This is a genomic window from Leptolyngbya sp. PCC 6406, assembly GCF_000332095.2.
GTDB lineage: Bacteria > Cyanobacteriota > Cyanobacteriia > Phormidesmidales > Phormidesmidaceae > PCC-6406.
The window spans coordinates 2,011,756-2,037,828 of the sequence record NZ_KI913949.1 but is presented as its reverse complement, the minus strand read 5'-3'; the positions used below and the strand labels follow the sequence as shown (position 1 = coordinate 2,037,828).

At 57.9% G+C, this 26,073-nt stretch carries 25 protein-coding genes; 16 read left to right on the top strand and 9 right to left on the bottom strand.

The genetic code is table 11. The features are described 5' to 3' along the window. The 3 genes from LEP6406_RS0209230 to LEP6406_RS0209220 all read left to right on the top strand — a co-directional run. Nucleotides 1-894: ABC transporter permease (locus LEP6406_RS0209230; RefSeq protein WP_317133829.1), on the top strand; the 894-nt coding region annotated here is incomplete at its 5' end. A gap of 96 nt (nt 895-990) precedes the next feature. Continuing rightward, on the top strand, nt 991-1,761 hold the full coding sequence (locus LEP6406_RS0209225; protein ID WP_008308642.1) for an ABC transporter ATP-binding protein: 771 nt from the start codon (nt 991-993) through the stop codon (nt 1,759-1,761). Between the two features lie 62 nt (nt 1,762-1,823). Continuing rightward, nucleotides 1,824-3,659, top strand: coding sequence for an N-acetylmuramoyl-L-alanine amidase family protein (locus tag LEP6406_RS0209220; protein WP_008308640.1), 1,836 nt, complete (start codon nt 1,824-1,826; stop codon nt 3,657-3,659). Nucleotides 3,660-4,028: 369 nt separating this feature from the next. Here LEP6406_RS0209220 and LEP6406_RS27255 read toward each other — a convergent pair whose 3' ends face one another. Continuing rightward, nucleotides 4,029-4,295 carry a hypothetical protein gene (locus LEP6406_RS27255; protein ID WP_008308282.1) on the bottom strand — a complete coding sequence of 89 codons (267 nt, stop codon included), beginning with the start codon at nt 4,293-4,295 and terminating at the stop codon, nt 4,029-4,031. A 183-nt stretch (nt 4,296-4,478) separates the two neighbouring features. Here LEP6406_RS27255 and LEP6406_RS0209210 point away from each other — a divergent pair, with 183 nt between their 5' ends. After that, nucleotides 4,479-4,769, top strand: a complete 291-nt coding sequence (locus LEP6406_RS0209210; RefSeq protein WP_008308283.1) for a small RNA NsiR4-regulated ssr1528 family protein — start codon at nt 4,479-4,481, stop codon at nt 4,767-4,769. 137 nt (nt 4,770-4,906) lie between these two features. Here the strand turns inward: LEP6406_RS0209210 and ggt are convergent, their stop codons facing one another. Further along, nucleotides 4,907-6,493: a gamma-glutamyltransferase gene (gene ggt, locus LEP6406_RS0209205; protein WP_008308284.1), complete on the bottom strand. Its 1,587-nt coding sequence runs from the start codon at nt 6,491-6,493 to the stop codon at nt 4,907-4,909. Nucleotides 6,494-6,681: 188 nt separating this feature from the next. Between ggt and LEP6406_RS0209200 the strand changes: the two genes are divergently transcribed. From LEP6406_RS0209200 to LEP6406_RS0209190, 3 genes are all read left to right on the top strand, one after another. Then, nucleotides 6,682-7,182 (top strand): SH3 domain-containing protein, encoded by a 501-nt coding sequence (locus LEP6406_RS0209200; protein WP_008308285.1) that lies wholly within the window; start codon nt 6,682-6,684, stop codon nt 7,180-7,182. A gap of 300 nt (nt 7,183-7,482) precedes the next feature. Then, nucleotides 7,483-7,656, top strand: coding sequence for a hypothetical protein (locus LEP6406_RS33565; RefSeq protein WP_008308286.1), 174 nt, complete (start codon nt 7,483-7,485; stop codon nt 7,654-7,656). A 140-nt stretch (nt 7,657-7,796) separates the two neighbouring features. Next, nucleotides 7,797-8,321 (top strand): hypothetical protein, encoded by a 525-nt coding sequence (locus LEP6406_RS0209190; RefSeq protein ID WP_008308287.1) that lies wholly within the window; start codon nt 7,797-7,799, stop codon nt 8,319-8,321. On the opposite strand, the gene cofH is transcribed toward LEP6406_RS0209190, so the two are convergent. Beyond that, nucleotides 8,299-9,489 (bottom strand): 7,8-didemethyl-8-hydroxy-5-deazariboflavin synthase subunit CofH, encoded by a 1,191-nt coding sequence (gene cofH, locus LEP6406_RS0209185; protein ID WP_008308288.1) that lies wholly within the window; start codon nt 9,487-9,489, stop codon nt 8,299-8,301. The genes LEP6406_RS0209190 and cofH overlap by 23 nt on opposite strands. 90 nt (nt 9,490-9,579) lie before the next feature. Here cofH and LEP6406_RS0209180 point away from each other — a divergent pair, with 90 nt between their 5' ends. Then, nucleotides 9,580-10,353, top strand: a complete 774-nt coding sequence (locus LEP6406_RS0209180; RefSeq protein WP_008308289.1) for a 16S rRNA (uracil(1498)-N(3))-methyltransferase — start codon at nt 9,580-9,582, stop codon at nt 10,351-10,353. 9 nt (nt 10,354-10,362) lie between these two features. Next, entirely contained in the window at nt 10,363-10,707 is a 345-nt protein-coding gene (locus tag LEP6406_RS0209175) for an ArsR/SmtB family transcription factor (protein WP_008308290.1), read from the top strand. A 98-nt stretch (nt 10,708-10,805) separates the two neighbouring features. Here LEP6406_RS0209175 and LEP6406_RS27250 read toward each other — a convergent pair whose 3' ends face one another. After that, nucleotides 10,806-11,756 carry a TIGR04168 family protein gene (locus LEP6406_RS27250; protein WP_008308291.1) on the bottom strand — a complete coding sequence of 317 codons (951 nt, stop codon included), beginning with the start codon at nt 11,754-11,756 and terminating at the stop codon, nt 10,806-10,808. A 140-nt stretch (nt 11,757-11,896) separates the two neighbouring features. On the opposite strand from LEP6406_RS27250, the gene LEP6406_RS0209165 reads away from it, so the two are divergent. After that, a complete protein-coding gene (locus tag LEP6406_RS0209165) occupies nt 11,897-12,724 on the top strand; it encodes an HAD-IIB family hydrolase (RefSeq protein ID WP_008308292.1) in 828 nt (275 codons plus the stop codon). Between the two features lie 34 nt (nt 12,725-12,758). On the opposite strand, the gene rnc is transcribed toward LEP6406_RS0209165, so the two are convergent. Together rnc and LEP6406_RS35460 are read right to left on the bottom strand one after the other, a co-directional pair. Further along, nucleotides 12,759-13,433 carry a ribonuclease III gene (rnc, locus tag LEP6406_RS0209160; protein WP_008308293.1) on the bottom strand — a complete coding sequence of 225 codons (675 nt, stop codon included), beginning with the start codon at nt 13,431-13,433 and terminating at the stop codon, nt 12,759-12,761. Then, nucleotides 13,433-14,191: a thiol-disulfide oxidoreductase DCC family protein gene (locus LEP6406_RS35460; RefSeq protein ID WP_263971156.1), complete on the bottom strand. Its 759-nt coding sequence runs from the start codon at nt 14,189-14,191 to the stop codon at nt 13,433-13,435. The genes rnc and LEP6406_RS35460 overlap by 1 nt, the downstream gene beginning before the upstream one ends. A gap of 87 nt (nt 14,192-14,278) precedes the next feature. Between LEP6406_RS35460 and LEP6406_RS0209145 the strand changes: the two genes are divergently transcribed. The 6 genes from LEP6406_RS0209145 to LEP6406_RS35210 all read left to right on the top strand — a co-directional run bounded on the left by LEP6406_RS0209145 (nt 14,279) and on the right by LEP6406_RS35210 (nt 20,401). Next, nucleotides 14,279-15,214 carry a 3'(2'),5'-bisphosphate nucleotidase CysQ family protein gene (locus tag LEP6406_RS0209145; RefSeq protein ID WP_008307732.1) on the top strand — a complete coding sequence of 312 codons (936 nt, stop codon included), beginning with the start codon at nt 14,279-14,281 and terminating at the stop codon, nt 15,212-15,214. Nucleotides 15,215-15,708: 494 nt separating this feature from the next. Further along, nucleotides 15,709-16,392 carry a Crp/Fnr family transcriptional regulator gene (locus tag LEP6406_RS0209140; protein WP_008307731.1) on the top strand — a complete coding sequence of 228 codons (684 nt, stop codon included), beginning with the start codon at nt 15,709-15,711 and terminating at the stop codon, nt 16,390-16,392. 132 nt (nt 16,393-16,524) lie between these two features. Continuing rightward, on the top strand, nt 16,525-17,007 hold the full coding sequence (locus tag LEP6406_RS0209135) for a tellurite resistance TerB family protein (protein WP_008307730.1): 483 nt from the start codon (nt 16,525-16,527) through the stop codon (nt 17,005-17,007). A gap of 376 nt (nt 17,008-17,383) precedes the next feature. Further along, a complete protein-coding gene (locus LEP6406_RS0209130; RefSeq protein ID WP_008307729.1) occupies nt 17,384-17,764 on the top strand; it encodes a hypothetical protein in 381 nt (126 codons plus the stop codon). A 12-nt stretch (nt 17,765-17,776) separates the two neighbouring features. Continuing rightward, on the top strand, nt 17,777-18,010 hold the full coding sequence (locus LEP6406_RS0209125) for an antitoxin (protein WP_008307728.1): 234 nt from the start codon (nt 17,777-17,779) through the stop codon (nt 18,008-18,010). Between the two features lie 210 nt (nt 18,011-18,220). After that, nucleotides 18,221-20,401, top strand: coding sequence for an SUMF1/EgtB/PvdO family nonheme iron enzyme (locus LEP6406_RS35210; RefSeq protein WP_008307726.1), 2,181 nt, complete (start codon nt 18,221-18,223; stop codon nt 20,399-20,401). A gap of 425 nt (nt 20,402-20,826) precedes the next feature. On the opposite strand, the gene nadA is transcribed toward LEP6406_RS35210, so the two are convergent. The 3 genes from nadA to folP all read right to left on the bottom strand — a co-directional run bounded on the left by nadA (nt 20,827) and on the right by folP (nt 25,891). After that, nucleotides 20,827-21,792 carry a quinolinate synthase NadA gene (nadA, locus tag LEP6406_RS0209110; RefSeq protein ID WP_008307724.1) on the bottom strand — a complete coding sequence of 322 codons (966 nt, stop codon included), beginning with the start codon at nt 21,790-21,792 and terminating at the stop codon, nt 20,827-20,829. 668 nt (nt 21,793-22,460) lie between these two features. Then, nucleotides 22,461-24,458 (bottom strand): sensor histidine kinase, encoded by a 1,998-nt coding sequence (locus tag LEP6406_RS0209105; protein ID WP_027268986.1) that lies wholly within the window; start codon nt 24,456-24,458, stop codon nt 22,461-22,463. A 539-nt stretch (nt 24,459-24,997) separates the two neighbouring features. Next, entirely contained in the window at nt 24,998-25,891 is an 894-nt protein-coding gene (folP, locus tag LEP6406_RS0209100) for a dihydropteroate synthase (protein WP_008309859.1), read from the bottom strand. Nucleotides 25,892-26,073: the final 182 nt, after the last annotated feature.

Below are 26,073 nucleotides of genomic sequence, written 5' to 3'. Positions count from 1 at the left end.
TCACCCCAATACCCCAATACCCCATCACCCCATCACTCCATCACCCCCTCCCCTCCCATGCTGTCAAACGCTCTTAATTCCGAAAAACCCACTTCCCCCAGCCTAAAGCCCAGTATCTTTTGGCGAATTGCGGAGGCGATTCCCCAGCACCTCAGTTGGTCGCTGATGGGGTTGTCGGTGGTGGTGCCTTTGATGCTGTGGTGGGGGCTGTCGAGCACGGGATTGGTCAATCCCCGGTTTTTGCCCAGTCCCCCCATGGTGATCGAGGCCATGGTGAGGCTATGGCAGAACGGGTATTTGGTGGGGGATATTCTGTCTAGCTTTGGGCGGGTGGCGACGGGATTTTTATTGGCGGGCTTGGTGTCGGTTCCTTTTGGTATTGCCATGGGGGCCTTCGCCAGTGTGAGATCGCTGTTGGAACCCATTGTTGGCATTGTCCGGTATATGCCTGCCCCGGCCTTCATTCCCCTATTGATCATCTATTTGGGGCTGGGGGAGGAGCCCAAGATCATGCTTATTTTCATCGGCACGGTGTTTTTCAACACGCTGATGATTATGGATGCGGTCAAGTTTGTCCCTAAGGAGCTGATTGAGACGACCTATACCCTGGGGGGCAATCGCCCCCAAGTGCTGTTCCGGGTGATTACCCCCTATGTGGTGCCCAATATTTTGGATGCCTTTCGCATCAATATGGCTGCTTCTTGGAACCTGGTGATCGTGGCGGAGCTGGTGGCGGCGGATGGGGGGCTGGGGAAGCGGATCCAAGTCGCCCAGAAGTTTTTTCAGACCGATGACATTTTTGCCTGTCTGATTATCCTGGGCCTGATCGGTTTTGCCCTGGATCTATCGCTTCAGGCGTTACTGCGCTGGACCTGTAAATGGGCGGTAGATTAGGTCTGTCCATGGGGGAGCAAGGGCAATCTGCATGGGGTGAAGGCTGTTCGCTCCTAAGGTTATCGGGGTTGTGGTGGTTATTAAGGGACTGAGACAATGCACCTAGAGGTTTCCCGGTTATATAAGCAGTTCGAGACGCCTAAGGGGCCGCTGGTGGCCCTCCAGGATGTCAATCTCCATGTAGAAACGGGGGAGTTTGTCTGTGCGGTGGGGGCGTCGGGATCGGGGAAGTCCACTTTGCTGCGGTTAATTGCGGGACTGGAAACCCCGACGGGGGGAGAAATCACGGTGGATGGTGAGCAGGTGCAGGGGCCGGGAGTGGATCGGGGCATGGTGTTCCAGAGCTATACCCTCTATCCCTGGATGACGGTGCAGCAGAATGTGGAGTTTGGGCTACGGCTCCAGGGGATTCCCTTGCGGGAGCGGCGGGAGCAGGCGTCCTATTATCTCAGTGTGGTGGAGTTGACGCCCTTTGCCCAGTCGTTGCCGAAGGCGCTGTCGGGGGGGATGAAGCAGCGGGTTGCGATCGCACGTGCCCTAGCAAACCATCCCAAAATTCTGCTAATGGATGAGCCCTTTGGGGCGCTGGATGTGCAGACCAAGGAGACTATGCAGCAGTTTTTGCTGGATCTGTGGCAACGCTTGGGGATCAGCATTCTGATGATCACCCATGATGTGGGGGAGGCGGTGTTTCTCTCTCAGCGGATCTATGTCATGTCGGCCCACCCTGGCACCATCCAGCGGGAGGTGGTGGTGGATCTGGGGGACGATCGTCCCTACACTGTTCGCCGCACCACGCCCTTCTACCATTACTGTGAGGAGATTATGGATCAACTGCGATCGCGCACCCCTTCCACGGTGGGATAAATGCTAAATGTCGTCGCGCCAGCCTCTGGCTTGCCAGGAAAATGTCGTAAGGGAGCAACGCAATGACATGGCAATTCGGACTCATGGCGGGGCTAGCGGTGATGATGGGGGGCGGCACTGCTCCGGCCCTGGCCCTAGCTCCAGTATCGCCGGAATCCCTGGTGACATCATCCCTAGCCATGACCCCGGTTGACCCGGCCCAGCCTTCCACCGCGTTGTTCGTGGCCTATCCGCCCCCAGAGCACACCACGAGCGCCGACCGGATCTTTCTAATCGGGACCGGGATTCCGGGACAGCCCGTGCAGGTGAATGGGGAGGTGATTGACCCCCGTAGTCCGGCGGGACACTTTGCCCCCAGCCTGCCCCTGGCTATGGGGGAAAATGTGTTCACCCTGACCCAGGGGGAGGAAACCCTGACGCTGCGGGTGATACGGGTATCGGCAACACCAGCGCCACCGGAAGGGTTGGCCTTTGCCCCCAACTCCCTGACACCGGGGGTTGATATTGCCCGACAGCCGGGAGAGATGATTTGCTTTAGTGCGATCGCGCCTCCGAATGCCACCGTCACCGTCACCTGGGCAACGGAAACCCTGACCCTACGGCCCCGGCCCGAGGCCGTGACGCTGCCCCCCAACTCCGCTGCCCTGACCGCTCAAAATGAACCCCTGCCCCTCGCCGCCACCCCCTACGAGGGTTGCACCGTGCCGCGAGAAACGGGACTCCTAGGCCAGCCCACCTACACCCTGACCCAACGCGGCCAAAGCCTTTCCCAAACGGCCCCCGGTGCGGTGGAAATTCTGGCGGCGGTGCCGACCCAGGTAGCGGAGGTAATCGTTGAGGGGGGCACCGCCCGGACCGGCCCCAGCACCGACTATTCGCGCCTGACGCCCCTACCCCAAGGCACCCGCGCCGCTGTGACCGGGCGAGAGGGGGACTGGCTGCGGCTAGACTACGGTGCCTGGATTCGCGCCTCGGAAACCCAGGTGGTCACCGCTGCCCCCCCCCGCACCACGATTCGCAGTGTGCGATCGCGCCAAATTCCCGGCTGGACCGAAGTGCTGTTTCCCCTGCAAACCCCCGTCCCCGTGACGGTGGCGCAAACAGCGGACACCGTCACCCTCACCCTCCACAACACCACGCCCCAGACAGACACCATTTACCTAGAAGCGGACCCGGTGATCCGTCGCTTGGACTGGATGCCGCTGCTGCCGGACAAAGCCCAGTATGTGTTTCACCTCCAGTCCCCCCAGCCCTGGGGCTACAAACTGCACTACGAAGGCACGACCCTGGTGCTGTCCCTACGCCACCCGCCCCAGGTACGGCGCGATCGCCCCTTGGTGGGAACCACGATTCTTCTGGACCCTGGCCATGGCAGCGATGAAGACCTGGGAGCCCGTGGCCCCAATGGCTACCCCGAGAAGGATGTCAATTTGATCCTGTCCCACCTGCTGCGGTCAGCCCTGGAGGCAAAGGGGGCGACGGTGGTAATGACCCGCGAGGGGGATGAGGATCTGTTTCCCGGCGATCGCGTAGATATCATCAATGCCGTGGAGCCCACCCTGGCCCTCAGCATCCACTACAATGCCCTCCCCGATGCGGGGGACGCCCTGAATACAGCGGGGATCGGCGCGTTTTGGTACAACGCCCAGGCCCATGACCTGTCGGTGTTTCTCCATGACTATCTAGTCCGGGAGCTGAATCGCCCCTCCTATGGGGTGTTTTGGAATAATCTGGCCCTGACTCGCCCCACCGCCGCCCCTTCGGTGCTGCTGGAGTTGGGCTTTATGATCAATCCCTTTGAATTTGAGTGGATCGTGGATCCTGCTGCCCAGGAAGCGCTGGCCCAAACCCTAGCGGATGGCGTCGAGGCATGGATCCTCAGGACGACAGATCCTTAGGAGTAGAGATTAAATAACGTGGGATAGCCGTCCCGGCTGTCCACGTTCAGGCATCTTGCCTGACCCACACGACTTGGAAGGTTATGTCTTGAAACAAGCTGAAAAGCTTGCTACGTCGTTGTCTCCATACAAACATCCAGTTCCCTGTTCGCGTTAGCGGCTCCCTTAGGGAGCAACGGAGTCGTTGGCTTTGCCGCCCCAGAGGGGCTAGGGAACGGCCAGAACCCGGTGGTGTGGCTGGCTTCGACTCCGCTCAGCCAGCGGTCAATGGGCTCGATTCTCCGTAACCTTCCAAGATGCCTGACCCACAAGAATGGTCAGGCATCTTGCCTGACCCACCAGAATTGCACGTTAAAAGATTCGGGTTCCTTAGGAAAGCGAGATCGCATCTGTGGCATCGTTTTGCCGTAGTTGCTGAACAAAATCCACAGCACTAGGATGGGAACCCGTGCGAGTTTGGATCGCGTTGCGGCGAGCCACAATCTGCTGGTGTAAATCCTGTGCTTGACGGCGAGCAATTTCCTGCCTAAGGATCGTGGCGACTAGGGCATCTAGCGATGGGAACTCACGAGCTAGATTTTGTACCTGGGGCCAAAGCTGTCCTGGGATCTCAACAGTGATTGTGTGGGTATCCATGGTGATTTCCTCAAAACTGACAGAAGGCTTAACCGATCTACGGGATGATTTTTTGGATGAAATACTCTAGCGCAAATCTAATCATGCTGCCGTGTTCAGCATCTCTTCGTGCAGGCTGCTCACCATAGAGTGCTGGTGCATAGACCGTTATTCTGATACCTGGACACTAACAGAGGAAAAGTCATGGCCAATATCGAGACCCCCCAAACTGGCGCTGAGGCTGTGGATGTGGCGATCGCCCAGGGCCTTGACCTTGACGGCAGTCCTATCCCAGCGGAAAAACTCTCCCTTTACACCACCGTCATGGCCAAGGAGGCCCAGCGAAAGCGGAGTGGGGTACAGACGACGATGCGATCGCGGATTGTCCGCATTGGGGCCAAGCATTTTCCCCAGGCGGAACTGAATCAAATGCTCTTAGATGCTGACTTTGCCCCCCTGAAACCCAAGGAAATCGCCTTTTACTACGGGGGTTGAGGATCCAGGACTTGAGAGACATCCTTGCGGTGCATTGCTTCGCGTTGGCGGAGCCTCGCTTTAGCGTTATGCACCCTACGGCACTCACTCAGCGATCGTGCTGCCCCTCTCCGGCTGGTCTAGCCCCGTCGGGGTGGCTACGCCATGACCATTGCGCCTCCCCGTCGGGCATCCCCCGCCCCTGAAAATCCGCCATCGGCGGTTCGAGCCACCGCATGGACGCCTCCAAAAAACATATTCTGCTGCTGCCAAGGGCAGAGTGTTTCCAAAAGGGGCTCCAGTTGGGGGGAGCCTGTCGCCCCTAGGGAGTCAGCCTCATAGCCCGGTTCCAGATGCAGCGTGCCCTGCTCCCAATGCAGGCGGGGGGCCGCTACCGCTTCTTCCAGGGGTAGGTGGAAGTCCAAAAGATTAGACACCACTTGGACAATAGCGGTGCGGATGCGGTTGGACCCGCCGGAGCCCAGCACCAGTCGGGGTCGCCCCGCCTCCAAGACCAAGGTGGGGGCCATCATGGAGGAGATGCGCTGGTGGGGCTGCCACTGGTGAAAGCCCTGGGGATGGAGATCGGCCTCCCCCAGCATATTGTTCAGCATGATCTGGGTACCGGGAATCACATAGGCAGATCCCTCCCCATTGGACGTCGTGACACTGGCGGCGTTGCCCTCCCGATCCAAGACACTGACGTGGGTGGTACTGCCCCATTTATTCAGTACATTCCCGAAGGCATGGTGATAGGGCTGGAGATGGTCGGGGGCCAGGAACCGCTGGGCCACATCAGCACTGTGGAGGTGGGCATCGTAGCCATCCCGGCGGGCAGTATTGGTGAGGGCCATGGCCTGGGCTAGGGCGGTGATGTGCTGGGGAGAGCCCCAGGGAATTTGGCTCCAGTCCCCCTTTTCCAACAGAGCTAGGGTAAAGGCAATTAGGGCTCCCCCAGAGCTGGGGGGCGGATTCGTCAATAGCGTATTGCCCCGGTAGGCCAGGGCTAGGGGCGATCGCTCTAGCACCCGATATTGGGCCAGATCCCCTTGGGTCAGGTAACCGCCGTGGGTTTGGCAATCCTGCACTAGGCGCTGGGCCAAGGCTCCTTCGTAAAAAAGGGCTGGTCCCTGATCCACCAAATCCTGGAGCGTTGTGGCTAGGTCTGGCAGGGTGAAGGTGTCGCCTGCGGTCAAGAGGGTGCCATGGGGGGCGTACATGGCCCTAGCGGCTGGGGTGGCGGTCAAGATTGGCGTCAGCAGGTTAAAGCAGTAAGCCATGAAGCCGTTGATGGCGACGCCATGGGTGGCGTAATGAATGGCGGGTTCTGCGATCGCGGCTAGGGGCAATCGGCCTAGGCGCTGATGGACATGAAAGAGCCCCGCCACACACCCCGGAACCGCCACCGACCCTAGGCCAATGTGAAACTCCTGTACTGCATCCCCAAAGTTGGCCTCAATGGGATAAAAGTCGGGAACGCGATCGCGGGGTCGCTGCCCTGGGGTTTGGGAAAAAAAGTCGAAGAGGCAATTCTCTCCCCCAGCAGTGTGGGCCAGCAAAAAACCCCCGCCCCCAGGGGACGTCAGCACGGGCTCCGTGACCCAGGCCGCCATTACCGCCGAGATCGCGGCGTCAAAGGCATTGCCCCCCCGGCGCAGTATTTCCGCCCCCGCCTCCGCTGTCAGGGGATGTCCCGCCGCCACCACCCCACGACAGGCTGCGCCGATCTGACTGTTCTGCCCCATCGGACCAAGGTCAATCGGCCTCCTTTGACTCTGGTTTCCCTGTGCCATTCTCCCGCCCCACCCATGGGTCAACATTCCGAACAGAATACCCCCACAACAGGCGTATAATTTGGCCTCAGCCCCCGGTTTGATGCCATTTTTCAGTAGGGTTGCTATAACCCAGGGGTCGTAGTCCAGATGGAGCTGCCATGAAAGGATGTTTGGTCGGGCTATCGAAACTGCTGCTAGGCAGCTTCCTAGCGCTGGTGTTGTTGTCCCTGGCGGGGGTGGCAACGGCCCGGTATTTCATGGCCCAGCTTGCGATGCTGCCGCCTAAGCCCGTGTTTAGCAATGATGCCCCCCCCGCCGTTTCACCCTCCGTACCTTCCGAAGAAGCGGTCAATGGGGCCGAAGAGACTCCGCCAGCGGTGGCCGAGACCGAACCTGAGGCGGCTCCCTCTGAACCCGCCCCCCCCGGTAGCTACGAGGCAGTTGTGTCCCAGCCCATTGGCTTGGTACTGCGGTCTGGTCCTGGCACAGAATTCGAGCGCATGGGGGGCGTGGACCACAACACCCCCATTCTGGTACTCAAGAGCAGTGACGATGGCGAGTGGCTCAATATTCGTCTCACGAGCACGGGCCAAGAAGGCTGGATTAAGGCGGGAAATTCCCAGCGACGAGACACCACACCGGAACCTGTTTCTCAATAAAGAGGGATCAACTCAAAGCGAGATCAATTTCCTGGGGAGGAGTTAGGAATTAGGAGTTAGGAGTTAGGAGCCAGAATCTAGGAGAGTACTGGATTCTGGCTCCTAACTCCTAATTTCCTGGGTACCAATATGGTCCCAACTTACTTTGATCCCCCAACAAGGTTCAGCCAGGTTAAGAAACATCTCCCAAGTTAAACCTTGATTGCGAAACTTCTGGGCCGCCACTGACCCGGTCACAGTCCAGTGATAGCGTGAGGTGACTAATTTTCCACTGTCACTAAGTAGGCGACTTAAAAAGCTATGTACGACAACCGCAAAGTTGACTGGGTCGGCTCCATGGTGACCGCTGGCCTTGGGGCTGGCATTGTTACGTCGTTTGCTGTGAGTCAGGGTCAGAGTCCCTGGTTGGGACTGGGCATTACAGTCTTTGCCGCGATCGCAGCGGTCCTCATTGATCGCATTGCTGCATCTTAGGCTACTTTAGGCAAGGTTTGTGGGGGTGGGAGTTTACCGCACGGATGTCGTTCTGAATTCGATTCCCCCCTCTTCAAAAGCGTACTCTGCAAGAAAGCCTAAATAGGCGGTGGGGTCACGCCGGGTGGAGGGGAAACGGAATGGCAAGAATCAGTCGGGGGGTGCGATCGCGGGCTGCCCTAAGTTACGTCTCGGGCCTAGGGGGCACGATAGCATTTCCAATCCTGGTGGGGATTCTGTCCCTATTTATGGATACCCGACAGCCCAGTACCGGGACCGCTAGTTTGGTCCTTCTGCTTGGGGCATTGCTCATGGCCTTGGGGGGGTGGCCTACCGCGATCGCGCTACAGCGCCTCTGGGTAAAATCCCATCCCTATCTCCAGACCCATGGCCAGCGGGCGGTCAAACTGTGGCGGGCCTTCGCGCTGGTGCTGATGGGGCTATTTGGGGTCACGATTCTCTTGGTGGTGCCCGCCTGCGCTCAGGTGGCCGATGAAGTCCCCACCAATACTCCGGTGTTTTTATTGTCCTGGGTCGCGACCTGGCTCTTCTTTGAAACCCTAATTGCGATCGCTATCATGGTCCCCGTGATGCTGGTGCTCGCTCTACGGGCCTACCTGGGGTTGCCTCGGCTCCGCCGCCCTAGGAGGGCAAACAAAGTTTGAGGGACTCAGTTGCCATCACCTCTGATGTCATCACCTCTGAAATGGGGTGATAAAGCGTATCTCGCTGCTGGTGAGGTCGTTCCAGAGTTGCGATCGCATCCTGCAACGTCGCCACCGTCAGACAAGTCCCCCCCTGGGCTCCCGCCATAGTGGTGATATGCTCCTCCATCAACGTACCGCCGATATCATTACAGCCCCAAGTCAGAGCCTCCGTCGCTCCCGCCAGCCCCAGCTTTACCCAACTGGGCTGATGGTTAGGAATCCAGTGGCCCAGATACAGACGCGATACCGCCGTTAGATGCAAGGTATCCGCCAGAATCGGCTGATCACGCCCCACCCGTCGCCGCAGAGATTTGGGAGCCTGTTGGCCCACAAAGGGCAGGAGAATAAACTCCGTAATCCGAGTCGGGGTCTGTTGCTGCACCGCTTGCTGCTGGAGGGTTCGCAAGCGATCTAAATGGGTAATCTGCTGGTCAGGGGTCTCAATATGGCCACAGAGCATCGTGCTGGTGGTGGGCAATCCCAGGCGGTGGGCCAAGCCGACAATCTCCAACCAAGTGGCGGTGTCAATTTTTTCTGGGCAGAGAATCCGGCGCACGACATCATCCAGGACTTCAGCGGCAGTTCCCGGCATAGAGTCCACCCCCGCCGTCTTCAGGGCCGTAATGACTGCGGGAAAAGACAAGCCATCTTCTCGGGCGATGAACTGTACCTCCTGGGGAGAAAAGGCGTGGAGATGCAGATGGGGAAAAGCCCCCTTGAGATTGCTCACCAGCCGTTGGTAGTAGCGCAGACTGCTGCCGTCAATCTTGGCCTCGGGGTTCAGCCCCCCCTGCATACAGATCTCCGTCGCTCCCCGTGCCACACCATCGGCAGCCTTTGCCACCATGGCTTCCCAGTCGAGCCAAAAGGCCCCATCGCTGTCCCCATCTCGACGAAAGGCGCAGAAACTACAATGCTGCTCACAGATGTTAGTGAAGTTGAGGTTGCGGTTGACCACATAGGTGACCGTTTCCCCGACTAAGCGCGATCGCAGTTCATCCGCCGCTGTTCTGATAGTTGCGATCGCGCCCAAATCCTGCGTTAACAGCAGGGACAGCCCCTCTTCTGGCGTCAGGTCAGCCCCAGACAGGGCTCGGTTCAACACAGTATCCAGAGTTGGGGCCATGATATTAGGTCAAATGAGGTCAAAGCGGAAAGCAAAAAGGAGGGCAAAAAGGAGAGTCCACAATGTCCCCTGCCCTTTCAATTGTGATCGATGATAGGGGTTGCCCTATCGGAAACCGTCATCGTGCAACGGGTCATCGTCCAGCCCAGCCAAATCCAAGGCTCCATCCTCACCCTCACCCCTGACCAGCTCCATTACCTGCAACGGGTGCTGCGCCTAAGATCAGGGGATTACTTCATGGTGCTGGATGGCCAAGGCCAAAGCTGGGTGGCGGTGCTCCAAGCTGGAACCGGGCAAGCCGATCTAAGGGAAGCCCGATCAGATCCCTTAGCCCTGCCCACCCTCACCCTAGCAGCAGCCCTGCCCAAGCAGGGCTTTGACGACGTGGTGCGCCAGGTGACGGAGTTGGGGGTCAGTCGCATCGTGCCCATCCTCAGCGATCGCACCCTATTGCAGCCCAGCCCCCAAAAACTCCAGCGCTGGCAGCGTATTGCCACCGAAGCCGCAGAACAATCAGAGCGCCCCCTCGTGCCGCAAATTGAATCTCCCCAGTCTTGGCCAGACTGGCTGGCCCAGTCCCCCACCAGCGATCACCGCTGGCTCTGTGTTGCCCGCCGCAACAGTCCGCCGTTGCTTTCCAGACTACTGGCCACCGGGTTGCCCATTACCCCTGAAAGTACCCTCACCCTGGCCACCGGACCCGAGGGGGGCTGGACCGAAACGGAGGTCGAGAGCGCCATTGCCCAGGGGTATCTACCCATTTCCCTAGGGCCGACAATTTTGCGGGCCGTAACCGCCCCAATTACCGCCATAGCAGTGATACAAGCCGCCATCCAATTCGCTAAGATGGGTCAACACCTGTAGTTTTCCCCTATGATCACTGTCACTTCTGCTGAGACGGTTCCCTGTATATCTGGCTTCCATGCCCTCTCAGATTCGCTGCGGATGAGGGTGCTGGACTGTCTGAGAACTCAAGAAATGTGTGTTTGTGATCTCTGTACGTTGTTGGAGGTCAGTCAATCTAAGCTGTCATTTCACTTGAAGGTTCTGAAGGATGCAAATTTAGTCAGAGCCCGCCCCCAAGGTCGCTGGACCTATTACAGTTTGAACCTGGCCCAGTTTGTCACCCTAGAGCAATATTTAGCAGAATTTCGCCGCTTTAGCCCCATCCTGCCGGATCGAGGGCCAAAGGTAAACGCCGAGTCTCCCTGCCCCTAGTACTGTGCGGTGGAACCCAACAGCCATGCCCGTGGTTGGGTTTCGCTAGCGCTGCACCCAACCTACCCGTGGCCCATAATTTTAGGCTTGACGGAACACTAGGCCAGCAGTTCCAGGGACGCAGTGCTCTGGGGAACCGTGCTCTGGGGAACCGTCTGCTGAAACAAAACCTCCTCCGCCACAATCTGCAAATCCTGATCAATCCACACCAGGGCTGCGGACTGCACCTGGTCGTTTTTGAGGGTCACCAGGGACACATTACGACGGCAGGTGGAGCCCTCGGTGATGACGCGGGGGACGCTGGCGGCATTGAGGTACACCGTGCCCTGGGCATCCGTGGCTAATCGTTCCCGCAGAATGTCCTTGCGGTGGCGTAGCTTGTGGTGCATGTGGCCAAAGGTCACTAGGGGAACGCGCTTGCCCTGGTTTTGAGCATGGGCGATGGCAGCGGCCAAGTCTGGCTCGCCGAAGTCTCCCCCCAGGGGGTTCCAATCCCGACCACAGGGGGATTCAGGCTCATGGCCCAGGCCCGTAGGTCCACAATGGCCGATGAAAATCATCGTGTCCTGGGCAGCAGCATCCACCGCTTGCACAATGCGGGCGGTGGAATCCGCCCACCCCATCACCCCATACCGCTCTCGATAAAAGGCGTCATTTTTCCAATCGCTGCCGCCCCAGCTAAAGGGGCGTCCCCCCACCACCGTCAGCCCCAGGGCCGGTAGGTCCAACTTGCCATAGCCCACATGGGCCGTGCCCAAAAGGTCGAGCTGCTTCTGCACCCGATCTTCCCGAGTGGGATCATAGGGGCACTTCTTCTTACCCCAGGGCGTAGCGGTATACCAAGCGTCGTGGTTACCCAAAACTACGGCCTTGGGTAAATCCAATGCTGCGATTTGACCAACGAGGGGTACCACTTCATTGCCAAAATCCCCCACCAGTAGCACCAGATCTACCTGGAGATGGTGCAGTGCGATCGCATCTTGCCCGTCCCATTGATCATGCACATCCCCAACCACAGCGATGCGAAGGGTTCTGTCCTGACTCTCCATAACTTCCAAGATAAGCCCCCTACCTAGAATAGTGCGTGGGAAGGGATCAGGGGAACGACACCCCTAGACCTTCTCCATCCTTGGGGCACAGACATAGGATGATGGAATCAGCCCACCATGGTCCCTCAGGGGCGCTCACCATGACTACCCTCCTCTTCTTCACCGATCTCGACGGCACTCTCCTCAATACGGAAACCTACAGCTACCAGGCGGCACTCCCCGTCTTAGCCACCCTAAAGCAGCAAGGGATTCCCGTGATTCCCGTGACGAGTAAAACCCGAGCAGAGGTGGAAACCCTAATCCACACCATCGGCCTAGACGGACCCTTTGTGGTGGAAAACGGCAGCGCAGTCTTTATCCCCCGCGAGACCTGTCCCTTTCCGCTACCAGAGGGGGAGGATGACGGCCCCTATCGAGTCTTGCAATTGGGCGTGGCCTACGTCATGGCACGGGCGGGGCTCAAGGCCATCGCTCAGGAAATAGGACGCCCCCTTAAGGGCTTTGGTGACCTAGCGGTGGAGCAGGTCCAGCAGTTGACCGGACTGGCGGAAACCGATGCCAAGCAGGCCAAAATGCGCGAGTTTAGCGAGCCCTTCCTCACTCCTAAGAATGTGGACTCGGAGAAACTGACGGCGGCGGTAGAGGCCATGGGCTTTCGAGTAGTGGTGGGCGATCGCTTTTCCCACCTGATTGGGGCAGCGGCGGGGAAGGGCGCGGCAGTACACCAACTCGCCGCCCTCTACGGCGGTCTTCTCTCCCCTGGTCAGGCACTGACGACCGTGGGCCTGGGTAACAGCCCCAATGATATTGACATGCTGGAGAATACCGATATTGCCATCGTCCTACCTGGAGAGGACGGGCCGCATCCTCGTCTGTGCGATCGCGGCTGGCGCATCGCCCCCCAGCCCGCTCCAGAGGGGTGGGCTACTGCTGTGCAGGCAGTCCTTGTAGAGACAGAACCGGGCTAAGGGTTGCACGGGTTATCAGCTTCAAACTAGCCCCCTACAGCAATCCCAGACGCTCCAACGCCAACCGCGCCGCCTGCTTCTCCGCGTCCTGCTTCCGCTGCCCCTGGCCACGCCCATAGACTTGCCCCTGGATCCGTACCTCCACCACAAACTGCTTGGCATGGTCCGGCCCCGACGCCTCCACCATGACGTATTCCGGAATTTCCCCTGTCGTTGCCAAAGACCATTCCTGCAACTGACTCTTGGGGTTGGCTGCCTGCTCCGCCTCCCCTCGCTGAGCCAGCGCCCACTGAAATAGAGGATTCACATAGGCCCGCACCGCATCTACATCGGAGTTGCAGTCCAAAAAGTACGCCCCTATCAATGCCTCAAAGGCACTGCTCAAGAGCCGAGGATTCTCCCGCCCCCCCGTTTTCTCCATCCCTTTTCCCAGGCGTAGGTGATCCCCCAATCGAAGTTTTTCCGCAAAGGTGGCAAGTTGAATTCTATCCACCAGAGAAGACCGAATCCGGGTCAAATCCCCCTCCGCCTTAGTGGGATAAGTCTGGTAAAGGAACTCTCCACACAAAAAGGTCAAGATGGCATCCCCTAGAAATTCCAGCCGCTCATTGTCAGAACTGTCGTCCCCCAGTTCTTGGGCATAGGACCGATGGGTCATAGCCTTTTGAAACAAGATGCTGTGCTGGAATTGAGGAAGATGGAAACCCATTAGATATCCCCACTGCGGCAGCGTTCAGCATAGCTACAGGTCAACCGCTCCTGACGCTGGGCAATGAGGGTTTGCAGGTCAGGGCGTCCGGTGAGGCGTAGCCGCCAATCTGCCCACAGACCATAGGCCCAATCCACAAGCGGACCAATCCCAGGCCAGCGGGTCGCGGCATAGACCCAACCCATGCCCAGCACCTCATATACCTGACGAAACACCTCGACATTTTTAACCACAGTTCCATCTGACAGCACGGCATGAATGCGGCCCATCGCCACCTCAAAGGAAACGTTGCCATTCTCCGCCGGGTCGTAGGCGTCATCGGCAATATCGACAAATGCCACCAAACCGCGCCCCCGGTCCTGCTTCTGCAAAAAAGTCACCTCCCGGAGGCAGAGGGGACAGGCACCGTCGTAGAGGAGTTTGATTTTCCAAGGGGGCATGGGGGTGATGGGGTGATGGGGTAGGGGGGTGTATAGCCTAACGGCATTCAAGAAAGGCGAAGCCTGCCCGAAGGGCTTAGGGGTGATGGGGTGATGGGGTAGGGGCGCGGTTTCCGCGCCCAATGCAGGATGCCGCCGTAGGGGTGCGGTTTCTGTGCCCAATGCAGGATGTCGCCGTAGGGGTGTGGTTTCGGTGCCCAATGCAGGATGTCGCCGTAGGGGTGCGGTTTCCGCGCCCAATGCAGGATGTCGCCGTAGGGGTGTGGTTTCGGTGCCCAATGCAGGATGTCGCCGTAGGGGTGTGGTTTCGGTGCCCAATGCAGGATGTCGCGGTTTTTGACAATCGCACCGTGGCACACTGACAGGCAAGGAGCCTAATTCTCTCAGGGAGACTTTATCCACGCCATGCCGCCTATTTCTGACCAGGACAATGGGGTCATTCTAGCCACTTTGCAGACCTGCGGGCAGCAGGCTCGGGAAGCTGCGACCCAAGCCTTTGAGGTGTTTGAAAAAGGGGTTGAGGACTACGTCACCACGGTGGACCGGGTTCTGGATCAGGTGCTAGCTGCGGCCTTTGCGACCCAGTTTCCCCAGGACAGCATTATTACAGAGGAAAATCAGGGCTCAGCGGCGGCGTTTCAAAGAAACCGCGATGGGCAGGGACTCGTCCAAAGGGGCGATGGGCAGGAACCCGTCCAAGGGGACGAGCGCATTTGGCTGATTGATCCCATCGATGGCACCGAGGACTTTATTCACCATGGCGAGAACTACGCCGTGATGGTTGGGCTCCTCGCCGCTGATCGGCCCCAGGCCGGGTGGATTTACGGTCCGGCTCACCAGCACCTCTACTGGGGTGGCCCCGGCTGGGGGTTGTTTCAGCTTGGTCCCCAGGGAGAAACTCTGCCCCTAGTCCCCTGCTCGCCACCGGATCCCACAGCGGCAACCTGTCCTCTAGTCTTAGGCACTCGGGATCAGCGGCGTTTTGGAACTGCGATCGCGCAATACGCCCCCCAACTACGCCCCTACGCCCTCGGCAGCTACGGTCTCAAGGTCATGGAGGTAATCAAGGGCCAATCCGGTCTCTACGTCTATTGCAATGGCCGGGTGAAACTATGGGATACCACCGGACCCCTTGCCCTCGCCCTCGCAGCGGGGCTAGTGTGCTGTGATTTAGATGGCATCCCCATCCGCTTTGACGCCACCAGCATCTATCCCCTCAGCCTGATCCATCGCCAGCCGATTCTGGTAGGCTGGCCCAGCTATATTGAGCGCTTTCGGGAACCCATCCGACAGGCGGTACAGGCGGTGCGGGTCAAGGAACTCGGCTGCCTCTGCCCCTAATCCAATCCCCTGTCACCCGTCACCCCCTGCACTGGGCGCAGAAACCACGCCCCTACGGCGACATCCTGCATTGGGCGCGGAAACCGCGCCCCTACCCCTAAGCCCTATGCCAAAGGCAGGCTCCTCGCCAACGGGCAGGCTTCGCCTTTCTTGAATGCCGTTAGGCTATACACCCCCCTACCCCTAAGCCCTTCGGGCAGGCTTCGCCTTTCTTGAATGCCGTTAGGTTATACACCCCCCTACCCCTAAGCCCTTCGGGCAGGCTTCGCCAACACCCCCCTACCCCATCACCCCCCCCCTCCCCACGATTTCCCGAGAAAATCCCTCTAGCGTCATGGATATTGGCCGAGGTTTCTGGGTAGTATGGGGGCAGATTTCTACGGTTCATCAGCATTTGCCACCGCAGGCGGTGCCATACTTTGATCACGACTGACCTGATCACACCTGATCACATCCGCTAGCGCTTCTCGTCCAGACGCACCCAGAGAAACCCCATGCAGCCCGAAGCCTTTGGTGAGCTTTTCCCCCTTTTCGACGTGGCCAATCCTGAAACAGTGGATTGGCTTCTGTCGGTCGCTACAGAACACGATTACCCCTCAGGACGAGCCGTTTTGATGGAGGATGCCTGGGGCAACGCGGTTTACTTTGTCCAGCGCGGCTGGGTCAAGGTGCGCCGCCACGTGGGCGAAGACTTTGTCACCCTAGCGGTGTTGGGCCAGGGAGATTTCTTTGGCGAGATGGCGATCCTTGATGAGTCGCCCCGATCTACGGACGTGGTGGCCCTCTCTCCAGTCAAGCTACTGAGTGTATCGGCCCAGCGCTTTATCCAAACCCTGTTCAAAGACTCCCAACTGCACCACCGGATGTTGCAGTTGATGGTGCAGCGGTTGCGGTTGACAAATATTCGCTTTCACCTGCGTAACCAGCCCCCAGCGGTGAAGCTAGCTAACACCCTCAGCACCCTGAGCGAAGCCTATGGATCTCCGGGGGAGGTGGGCACCGAGATTTTCAATATTCCCATTAAGGATATGGCGGACGTGACCGACATTTCCGAAGATGAAACCAGCAAGATCCTCGCCAAACTCACCGAGAAGGAATGGTTGAAGGTGGATGAAGATCGGGATGTGATTATCCTGATGAACACCAAACAGCTCAATCAGTTGGCGGGACGTGTCTAGCCTTGATTTTTGCTGCGATCGCACTGACGTTCTGTAGCGTTCAATTACAGCCTATCCTCAGCCTCGGAGGAGACATGTTAGCGTGATCACCAGTTCGTGATTCCGCTGTCTATCTCGGGTGAAACATTGGCTATGCCTCTCCACACTCCCCCTCCCCCCTCCATCTCCCCCCGCCAAATGACCCTCATGCGCATCGTGGCCTCCATGGCCTGGAGCGATGGCAACCTAGCGGATGCAGAAGTGGATCTAATGCTAGACCGCTTTAGTGGGCTGTTTGCGGATAAGGAAGACGGACAGCAGAGCCTGCGAGAGGAACTGCGGGACTACCTGATGCAGAACCTGCCCCTAGGGGAACTGGTGCCTCAACTGCAAGATCAGGCGGAACGGGAATTGGTACTGCGCCTGGGGTACGAGGTCATCAGTTCCAGTGCCCGCACCCCCGAGGAAAACCTCATTAATGATGAAGAGGCCACCGCCTACCAAACCCTGGTGAACCTGCTGAAGCTGCCCCCAGAGGTGGTGGATCGCATTGAAAGCGAGGCTGAGAATAGTCCCCGCACCACTACCCTCGTCAACCACATGACCGCCCATCTGGAAGCGTTTTTTCAGGAATAATCTCTAGGAATAATCAATCCCCAGCCGAACGAACGGTTGCCCAACTCCCATCCTGACTCCTCCTATCGCGGGGGAGCAGTTCGAGATCCACCATTACGCTATTGTCAAGAACACGACTTGGAAGGTGATGTCTTGGAACGAGCTGACATCCAGTTCCCTGAGCGGAGTCGAAGGGAACGGCCAGAACCCGGTGGTGTGGCTGGCTTCGACTCCGCTCAGCCAGCAGTCAACGGGCTCTGTTCTCTGTAACCTTCCAAGTCGTTTCAGGAACCCGTCCCCTGTTCCCGGAATTGGGGCAAAATCCAGGCAGGGCGAGGAAGATGGAATGGAACGGAATTGGGCCATTAAACCCGTGACTGGGGAGGATTCATGATCCATGGTGGATAAAGTATGGCTGACGATTGACTGGCGGGCCGGGGATGCCGAAGTGCCGGAATCGGTGCAGGAGCGGTTAACGGCGGGGCTGTTCCGGGAGATGGTGGGCCTGGAGGGAGTGGAGCGGGTGGAACGGGTGGCGGATGGGGCGATGCCGGATGGGGCCATGGGCGCGGCATGGCTGTGGGGCATCCTCCAGGCGGAGGTGACGGTGGCGAATGCGGGCAAGGTGGTGAAGGGAATTCAAGCGCGGTTGCCGGGGAAACCCATCAGTTTTACGGTCAAGGGAGCCAAAGGGGGTGAGGTCAAGGTGGAAAACATTCGGCCTGAAGAGGTGGATGCCACTCTAGCTAAGCTGGTTGCTGCCGCCAAAGAGTTGTAGGAATCATTGAGAATGATAAATTGCGTAACCGTGCAGGAAGTCCAGCAAAATTTGCTTGATTTGTTGGCCAGTTTGCATCCGGGGGAAGGGGTGGAAATTGTGCTTGAGAATCAGGTGATCGGTCGGTTAGTGGCAGATGGGGGAACAGTACGGGCTCCTCGACAACCGGGAAGCGCGATCGGGACGCTAAAGATCCTAGTGGAAGATAATGAGCATCTTCAGGATTTTTCTCAATATATGTCATGAGCAATATATGTCATGAGATTGTTGCTTGATAAGTAGGTGAATACAAATAAACGATGCTGTAGGGTGCTGTTAGGCGCAGCCGTAACGCACCATTCCCCAGGGCTTTGATGCGTTACGCTGGCGCTAACGCATCCTACAGAGCACTGACGGATGGCGATATTGTTGTGCGGTATGACGGGGCGGAAGCGATCGTGGGGTTGACGGTGCTCCATGCCAGTCAGCGGTAACCTTTGGGGCGGAATTTGTGGGGCGGAATTTGGGGTGCCTGATGAGGGAGAATGGGGCACCATTGCATTAAGGAATCCGTTGGGGCGGGGCATGGGGAAGAAGGTGGCGCTGTTGGTGGGGGTGGGCTCCTATGGTGGAGGTCTGAAGCAGTTGGCCTGTCCGGCCAAGGGGGTGGAGGCGCTGGGGGAGGTGTTGGCGGATGGGGCGATCGCGGGTTTTGACCAAGTGGTGACCCTGGTTGACCCCGATGTTGGCAGCTTCCGGGCGCGGATGGGGGAGGTGTTTACGCCCCTAGCCAAGGATGACCTGGCCCTGTTCTATTTCACCGGCCATGGCATCAATGAGATGGGGGGGGATTTCTATCTCACCACTTGCCAGACTCATTTATTTGACGATCGGCGGCTGAATCTGGGCACCGCGATCGAGGCCAGCTTCATCAAGGCCATCTTTCGGAATACCTATGCCCAGCGTAAGGTGATCATCCTGGATTGCTGCTTTGGGGCCGCTTTTGCCGAGGGCTTCCTGACCATGGATGATGGCCAGGTGGATGTGCAGAGGGACTTGGGGGGTGAGGGCTGGGTGGTGCTGACGGCAGCCACAGCCCGCAACTACGCCCTAGAGCAGGAGGGAGAACCCCTGTCGGTGTATACCCGCTATCTGGTGGAGGGGTTGAAAACTGGGGCGGCGGCTCCTGAAGGATATGACCAAATTACTGTCGGGCATTTGCATGACTATGTGCGACAAAAGGTGACGACAGCAGCCCCCACGATGCGTCCTGCAATTTTCAATGGTTTGGCAGGGCAGGCAATCACCTTGGCGCGGACGGTGATTAACCCTGAGCTAATTTATCGACAAAAGGTAGAGTCCTGCATTCGCAAGGGGAGGATTGCTCCAGCAGGGCGGCGAATTTCAGCAGAATGGCGGATCAAGCTGGGGCTGGATCCAGAGCGAGCCAAGGAAATTGAGGCGGAGGTGCTGAAGCCCCACATCCAAAGGCAACACCACTTGGATGGGTATATTGAAACGCTCCGGGAAGAAATTGCCGATGAATTTCCCCTTAGTCCTGAGGCCATTAGGGAACTGCGGGAACTACAAAAACTTTGGAATCTATCGGATCAGGACTTGGAGCCTGAGGTTTCCGCAGTGTTAGGGGAAATGGGAAACGTTCCTCAATCCTTTAGGGAAGTCATGCTTAACCCGTCTGTTGAGGCTGTGACACCAGCCAGGATCGCGGCAGTAGAGGTTATCCCAGCCCTTGTGGAGCGAGTAACACCCTCGCTGGAGACCTGGGACTTTGACGTGGTGACGGTGGATGCCCAGGGCAAGATCACAAAGCGGCAGGGGGGGAGTGCTGAGTACCACCGGGAGCGATTGCCGGGGGATGTGGGTCTGGATGTGGTCAAGATCCCCGCCGGAGCGTTTTGGATGGGTCAAACAGAGACGGAGAAAGCGGAGCTAATTCGGCAAGTGGGGGAAGAGCATTACAAAAAATACTTTGCCAATGAAAATCCCCGCCATCGAGTGCAGGTACCGGGGTTCTGGATGGGGAAATATGCCATCACCCAGGCCCAATGGCGAGTCGTGGCGGGGTTGCCCAAAGTCCAGATCGACCTGGATCCCGACCCCAGCAATTTCAAAGGGGATGATCTGCCTGTGGAGCAGGTGAGTTGGGATGAGGCGGTGGAGTTCTGCGATCGCCTCACTGCCCACACTAACCACCCCTACCGCCTGCCCAGCGAAGCGGAATGGGAATACGCCTGTCGGGCTGGCAGTGAAACCCCCTTTTCCTTCGGGGAAACGATCACCCCAGAGCTAGCCAACTACGACGGCAACTACACCTATGGCCAAGGGCCAAAGGGCACCTACCGGGAAAAGACTACTCACGGGGGTAGCTTTCCCCCCAACCGCTTTGGCCTCTACGATCTGCACGGCAACGTGTGGGAATGGTGCCAAGACCACTGGCACGACAGCTACGAAGGCGCTCCCACCGATGGCAGTGCTTGGTTATCCTCTAACGAAGAAAGTTATCGGCTGCTGCGGGGCGGTTCGTGGAGCTACGATCCCTGGTACTGCCGCTCGGCCAATCGCTTCTGGGGCACGCGCGATGCCCAGTACTACCTCATCGGTTTTCGGGTTGTCTGTGTCTCCTCGTGGACTTCGTAGCCCTTTGCCCTATAGTACTTTTGCACTATTCTCTTTTATTCTTTACCCTTTTTTCTGGCGCGAAGCGCTCGATTTTTTTTGGGTTTTTGGGGTCTTGAGGGGACGGGTTCCTAGATCATTGTCTTGCTTCGTAGCTAGTTTTCTCTCTAGGAGGGGCTAGGGGACGGGTTCCTAGATCATTGTCTTACTTCGTAGCCAGTTCCCTCTCTAGGAACCCGTCCCCTTCCTCGTGCTGCCGCCAACGCTTGACCAGAACGATCAGCAGGTTAGCATCTAGCACAATGGCCATAGCCCTACATCAGGCTCCGATGTTCGAGATCGTTGCGGCTGTGGCGGCTTAATGCCACGGCATTAGCGTCTCCCTTCGGGAGAAAACCTGGCCACTGGGTACAAACCCGCAGATCCCTAAGCCTCCCGAATACGCCTCAGCGGCTCATCGCTAGCATTCGCTGGATGGGGGCTAGGGCAGCGGCGCGAATGTCCTCAGGCAGGATGATTTCCGGCTGCCGATGTGCCATCGCCTGGTAAAGCTTCTCCAGGGTATTCAGGCGCATGTGGGGGCACTCGTTGCAAGCGCAGTTTGCCAGGGGTGGGGCCGGGATAAAGAGCTTGTGGGGCACTTGCTTTTCCATCTGGTGGATAATACCCGGTTCGGTCACGACAATGAACTGGGTGCGATGGCTGTTTTGGACATAGTTCAGTAACGCCGTTGTGGAGCCGATGAAATGGGCATGGCGTAGGACCGATTCCTCACATTCTGGATGGGCCACAACTTCAGCATGGGGATATTCCATCTGAAGCTGCACGAGTTTTTTTTCTGAAAAGGTTTCGTGAACCATACAGCTTCCCTGCCATAGGACTAGATCACGCCCCGTCTGAGCCATGACATAGCGCCCTAGGTTGCGATCTGGGGCAAAGATGATGGGTTGATCTGCTGGAATCTGCTGCACAATTTTGACGGCATTGGAGCTGGTGCAGATGATGTCACTCATGGCCTTAATGGCAGCGGAGCAGTTGATGTAGGACACCACCAGATGATCGGGATGGGCCGCTTTGAAGGCGGCAAATTCCGCCGGGGGGCAGGTGTCCGCCAGGGAGCAACCCGCCGCCAGATCCGGCAACAGTACCAGCTTGTTCGGGTTCAGAATTTTGGCAGTTTCCGCCATAAAGTGAACCCCGGCGAACACGATGACATCGGCATCGGTATCAGCAGCCCGCTGGGACAACCCCAAGGAATCGCCAATATAGTCGGCTACGTCTTGGATATCGGGCTCCTGGTAATAATGGGCCAGGATTACGGCATTTAGCTCCTGCTTCAGAGCCTCGATGGCCTCAAACAGGTCTAGAGCGGGGGAATGGGACGCGGTGGGAGATAGGGTGGTGGTAAACACAGGCGATCGCGGGTAGTCGGGTTTTAGTCAACTCACAGGATTGACTGGATCTGAATTATAGTCGATTCTACCAAAAACAGGATCCTGCTAGGATGGGCATCTTGCCCGTACAGGCGGGACGCCTGTCCTAGGAATTTTCATGATTCATAGAGGATCGCTATATCAAAATCTGCCCCGTCTCCTAACTAGTACTGGCTGGCAGAAGTCCTGTGCCCATTTCCCCTGGGGGTGGCATTTCTACGGTGCATTGCTTCGCGTGGGCAAAGCCGCGCCTTAGCGCTATGCACCCTACGAAACTACCCGCTGATCGGGCTTTCTCCCGAAGGGAGAAAACCTGGCCACTGGGTAAACTACATAACACGACTTGGAAGGTTACGGAGAATCGAGCCCGTTGACCGCTGGCTGAGCGGAGTCGAAGCCAGCGGTCAACGGGTTCTGGCCGTTCCCTAGCCCCTCTGGGGCGGCAAAGCCAACGACTCCGTTGCTCCCTAAGGGAGCCGCTAACGCGAACAGGGAACTGGATGTTTGTATGGAGACAACGACGTAGCAAGCTTTTCAGCTTGTTTCAAGACATAACCTTCCAAGTCGTGTATATAACCCGCAGATCCCTTGGTCGGCGAAGGCCGACTTTGTTTGTATGGCAGCGGTTTTAACCGCCGTGGGTCTAGCTAGACGATCCCTAGGTGAGGTTTACGGGAGGGGGGCTGGGTATCCTCCCGATCCTCCCCTGAAATCTCGTGCTCATTCACTAGAGGAAGGGCAATCACGACCAGAGAGCCCAGTCCCAGTCCTTCACTATGGAGCGTAATACTGCCTTCCATTAGGGTGATGAGATTGCGGGAAATCGCCAGCCCCAACCCGGTGCCCTCAAAACGACGAGTGGTAGAGCCATCTGCCATGACAAAGGGCTTAAAGAGCTTACTCTGTTGCTTGGGATCAACGCCGATGCCCGTATCGCGAATGGTGATGATCAGACGAGGACAGGGTGTGGACAGCATTACCCCTTCGGGTAAGGAACTGGCCCCAGGTTCTGGAGCCCCATTCTCTGTCTCCACCCTGGTTTGCAGGACGACTTCCCCTGACTCGGTGAACTTGATGGCGTTGTACACCACATTCAGCAGAACTTGCTTCAGTTTGGAGCGGTCGGCCCTGACCCACAGGGGGGTATCCAAGTCGGGGCCAATCAGGGTTAACCCTTTTTGTTGGGCCTGCACTGTTTGCAGGTCTACGACTTCGGTGATGATTTGCCGCACATCTAGAATCTCGGGATACATCTCTAGGGTGCCGGATTCGATTTTGGCAATATCGAGGATGTCGTTGATGATCTCCAACAGGTGGATGGCCGCCTGATCAGCTCGGTGAAGAAATTCCTGTTCCTCCTCTTTGCTATCACAGCAGTCCTCGCGCACGATACGGATGCAGCCAATGATGGCGTTGAGGGGAGTCCGTAGTTCGTGGGAAGTATTGGCGAGGAATTCACTCTTGAGCTGATTGGCCATCTGGGCATCTTGCCAAGCATGTTGCAGTTCCCGTGCCCGCTGCTCTAGCCGCTTCAACATTCGGTTGAAAACTTTGGCTAGGTGATCCAGTTCCCAGACATGGAAGTTCTGGGGGACTTCCTGGAAGTGGGAAAAATCCTGGAGACTCTGGGCATAGTTGGAGAGCCGTTCCATGGGGCGGGAGAGGCGACGGGCAACGTAGAGCACTAGGGCGATCTGGGCAACCAACAGCCCTAGAGTGAAGATGACTAGAGCCGTGCGGATCTCCCGGAGTCCCTGGAGGGCATGGTCGAGGGGGGTGATCGCCAGAATTGTCCAGGTTTCAGTTTGGCCGGGTGCGATCGCAAGTTCTAGTGGGGTGAATCCCGCTAGCCATTCTGAGTGCGTGGGTAAAAACTCGAATAGGTGCAGCGTGCTGCTCTCGCCTGTCTGGGCATTGCGGACAATAGACTGGAGGCGATCTTGACCCGGTAGGGTATCGATGGATCGTCCCACCAGGGTCGGATCGGGATGGACGCGAATGATACCTGCTGCATCAATGACCGCCGTGTAGCCCACCAGCGATCGCGCTCCGGTATTTTCAAGTTGATTGATCTGGGCTTGAAGACTGAGGGTGTAGCGAACCTGCCCCAGGGCATCGTAGACCGGGGTAGCTAGCACCACATCGATTTCGGCATAGTCCTCGGTTTCCGAAACTAGGGGCGCTTTATCCGCCGGAGACTGGAGAGAGGCGAGATAAAAGCTGCTGTTTTCAATGCCGTTTCCTGGCTCTGTCCAGGCCAGTTGGGGCAGAGCCAGGGGGGCTAGACAGGTATTGAGCAAAATGGTGTCGGTGGTCCCTTGGTTCACCTGCACACAGGCGTCGGCTAAGGGAATCTGGGCGGTAAACTGACGCACCTGGGCCTCTACTGCTGATAGATCCTCCCCTTGTAGAGCTTGGGTCTGGCTCAAGGTCTGGAGATTGCCCAGGAGCAGTTCTAGGGTTTTGTTGACAAACTCTCCCTTGCGAATGGCACTGCTGGTGAGATTTTGACGAGCCGTTTCCAGCAGACTGGTGCGCCCCTTGCGGAGGGTGACATATTGTCCAATCAGCAGAATGGGGATGCCCAACAGCAGCAGCCTGACAACCAGGATGCGGCGAAACGAGCGCGGACGGGGAGAGAGCATAGGTTCTGCAAGCGTGAGAGGATCTCTAGCGCGCTGCATTGGGAAGAAATCGCAGGAGCAACGCTTAACTTTGGGCAGGTAAGGCGGCAGGAAAGGGCCAAAGCAGCCAGACGATATTTGGTGTCCTTGAGTGCCTGCACTCAAGGCAATCCATCACGGTTATCGATCGACCTTGGGGGATTTAGGGGGCTAGGCAGGCTAGCCTACCCAACCGAAGACTTATAGCGGGTCTCACTCGGGTTAAGTACAGGCAAGGGGCTTAAGCCCCTTGTTCCCCGAATTGCCATCAAGTTGAGCTGTACCTCATCCATTAGGGAACCGCTATATGTACACAGAGTAGCCCACTCTGGGAAAAGGATTGAGGGCACATTTCACTCGTCTTCACCCCAGGAATAGTCCCGTTGAAAGGGGGGCACATGGTAGGTCAGCCCATCGCCAAGGCATTACCAGAAAGTGCCGTTAGTGGGGTTGAAGTTTTATGACATGAAATTCCCTTTCTGCCTTCAGCCTTCAGCCTTCTGCCTTCTGCCTTCTGCCTTCTACCTTTCCGTACCAGGGTGGTGTCCTCGCCAGAGGGCGTCGGCGACTTGGGCAACCTGAACCATTTCGCGGCCATCGTGGACTCGCAGGATGTCGGCTCCTCCGGCGATCGCAGCACAACAGGCCGCCGCCGTGCCCCAGACCCGCTGCTGGGGGTCGGGCTGGTCGAGAATCGAGCCGATGAAGCTTTTGCGGGAGGGGCCAATGAGGATGGGGCAGCCCAGGGGGCGGAAGTCGGGGATGCGCCGGAGAATGTCTAGATTTTGGGGGGCGGTCTTGGCAAAGCCAATGCCGGGGTCGATGGCGATGTGGTTGTGGCTGATGCCCGCCGCGATCGCATTTTCGATCTGGCGCTCTAGATGGCTGTAGATCTCTGAAATCAAGTCTTCGTAGTCGGTCTGCTGCTGCATCGTGGCGGGGGTACCCCGGATATGCATGAGGATAATGGGCACCCCCAGGTCCGCCACCGTCGCCAACATGGCATCGTCAAAGGTGCCGCCGGAGATGTCATTGACCACATCCGCCCCGGCTCGGACTGCCGCCCGCGCCACCTCCGCCCGTGTCGTGTCCACGGAGATCACCACCTCCCGCAGAGCGGGCTCCGAACTCCGGCGAATTGCCTCCACTAGGGGCACCACCCGCCGCAATTCCGCCTCCGTGGGTATCGTTTCCGCCCCCGGTCGGGTAGACTGTCCGCCGATATCCACCAAGTCTACGCCCCCCTCCACTAAAGCTTGGGCCTGGGCCAAGCCCTGATCCAACCGATAGAACTGCCCCCCGTCGCTAAAGCTGTCAGGGGTGACGTTGAGAATGCCCATAACATAGGTGCGCTGTCCCCAGTGGAAAGTGCGATCGCGCAGCGTCCAAGGGTAAAAAACAGGTGTAGTCGTCATCGGCGAGATAGATCGATGCAAAATTTTTCCTCCGTCCTCACGGTGACATTCTGCATTGGGCGCGGAAACCGCGCCCCTACGGGAAATTCAATTCAAAATTCAAAACTGCCACCTGTCACCGGCTACATTGGGCGCGGAAACCGCGCCCCTACGGGAAATTCAATTCAAAACTCAAAACGAAA

Excerpts from the sequence above, each read along its gene's own strand:
- LEP6406_RS0209200 (WP_008308285.1), top strand. The coding sequence starts at position 6,682 with ATGAAAGGATGTTTGGTCGGGCTATCGAAACTGCTGCTAGGCAGCTTC.
- LEP6406_RS27255 (WP_008308282.1), bottom strand. The coding sequence starts at position 4,295 with ATGGATACCCACACAATCACTGTTGAGATCCCAGGACAGCTTTGGCCC.
- LEP6406_RS0209140 (WP_008307731.1), top strand. The coding sequence starts at position 15,709 with ATGCAGCCCGAAGCCTTTGGTGAGCTTTTCCCCCTTTTCGACGTGGCC.
- LEP6406_RS33565 (WP_008308286.1), top strand. The coding sequence starts at position 7,483 with ATGTACGACAACCGCAAAGTTGACTGGGTCGGCTCCATGGTGACCGCT.
- LEP6406_RS0209165 (WP_008308292.1), top strand. The coding sequence starts at position 11,897 with ATGACTACCCTCCTCTTCTTCACCGATCTCGACGGCACTCTCCTCAAT.
- LEP6406_RS0209125 (WP_008307728.1), top strand. The coding sequence starts at position 17,777 with ATGATAAATTGCGTAACCGTGCAGGAAGTCCAGCAAAATTTGCTTGAT.
- LEP6406_RS27250 (WP_008308291.1), bottom strand. The coding sequence starts at position 11,756 with ATGGAGAGTCAGGACAGAACCCTTCGCATCGCTGTGGTTGGGGATGTG.
- LEP6406_RS0209130 (WP_008307729.1), top strand. The coding sequence starts at position 17,384 with ATGGTGGATAAAGTATGGCTGACGATTGACTGGCGGGCCGGGGATGCC.
- LEP6406_RS0209105 (WP_027268986.1), bottom strand. The coding sequence starts at position 24,458 with ATGCTCTCTCCCCGTCCGCGCTCGTTTCGCCGCATCCTGGTTGTCAGG.
- LEP6406_RS0209210 (WP_008308283.1), top strand. The coding sequence starts at position 4,479 with ATGGCCAATATCGAGACCCCCCAAACTGGCGCTGAGGCTGTGGATGTG.
- folP (WP_008309859.1), bottom strand. The coding sequence starts at position 25,891 with ATGACGACTACACCTGTTTTTTACCCTTGGACGCTGCGCGATCGCACT.
- LEP6406_RS0209225 (WP_008308642.1), top strand. The coding sequence starts at position 991 with ATGCACCTAGAGGTTTCCCGGTTATATAAGCAGTTCGAGACGCCTAAG.
- rnc (WP_008308293.1), bottom strand. The coding sequence starts at position 13,433 with ATGGGTTTCCATCTTCCTCAATTCCAGCACAGCATCTTGTTTCAAAAG.
- LEP6406_RS35210 (WP_008307726.1), top strand. The coding sequence starts at position 18,221 with ATGCCAGTCAGCGGTAACCTTTGGGGCGGAATTTGTGGGGCGGAATTT.
- LEP6406_RS0209175 (WP_008308290.1), top strand. The coding sequence starts at position 10,363 with ATGATCACTGTCACTTCTGCTGAGACGGTTCCCTGTATATCTGGCTTC.
- cofH (WP_008308288.1), bottom strand. The coding sequence starts at position 9,489 with ATGGCCCCAACTCTGGATACTGTGTTGAACCGAGCCCTGTCTGGGGCT.
- LEP6406_RS0209145 (WP_008307732.1), top strand. The coding sequence starts at position 14,279 with ATGCCGCCTATTTCTGACCAGGACAATGGGGTCATTCTAGCCACTTTG.
- ggt (WP_008308284.1), bottom strand. The coding sequence starts at position 6,493 with ATGGGGCAGAACAGTCAGATCGGCGCAGCCTGTCGTGGGGTGGTGGCG.
- LEP6406_RS0209220 (WP_008308640.1), top strand. The coding sequence starts at position 1,824 with ATGACATGGCAATTCGGACTCATGGCGGGGCTAGCGGTGATGATGGGG.
- LEP6406_RS0209180 (WP_008308289.1), top strand. The coding sequence starts at position 9,580 with ATGATAGGGGTTGCCCTATCGGAAACCGTCATCGTGCAACGGGTCATC.
- LEP6406_RS0209190 (WP_008308287.1), top strand. The coding sequence starts at position 7,797 with ATGGCAAGAATCAGTCGGGGGGTGCGATCGCGGGCTGCCCTAAGTTAC.
- LEP6406_RS0209135 (WP_008307730.1), top strand. The coding sequence starts at position 16,525 with ATGCCTCTCCACACTCCCCCTCCCCCCTCCATCTCCCCCCGCCAAATG.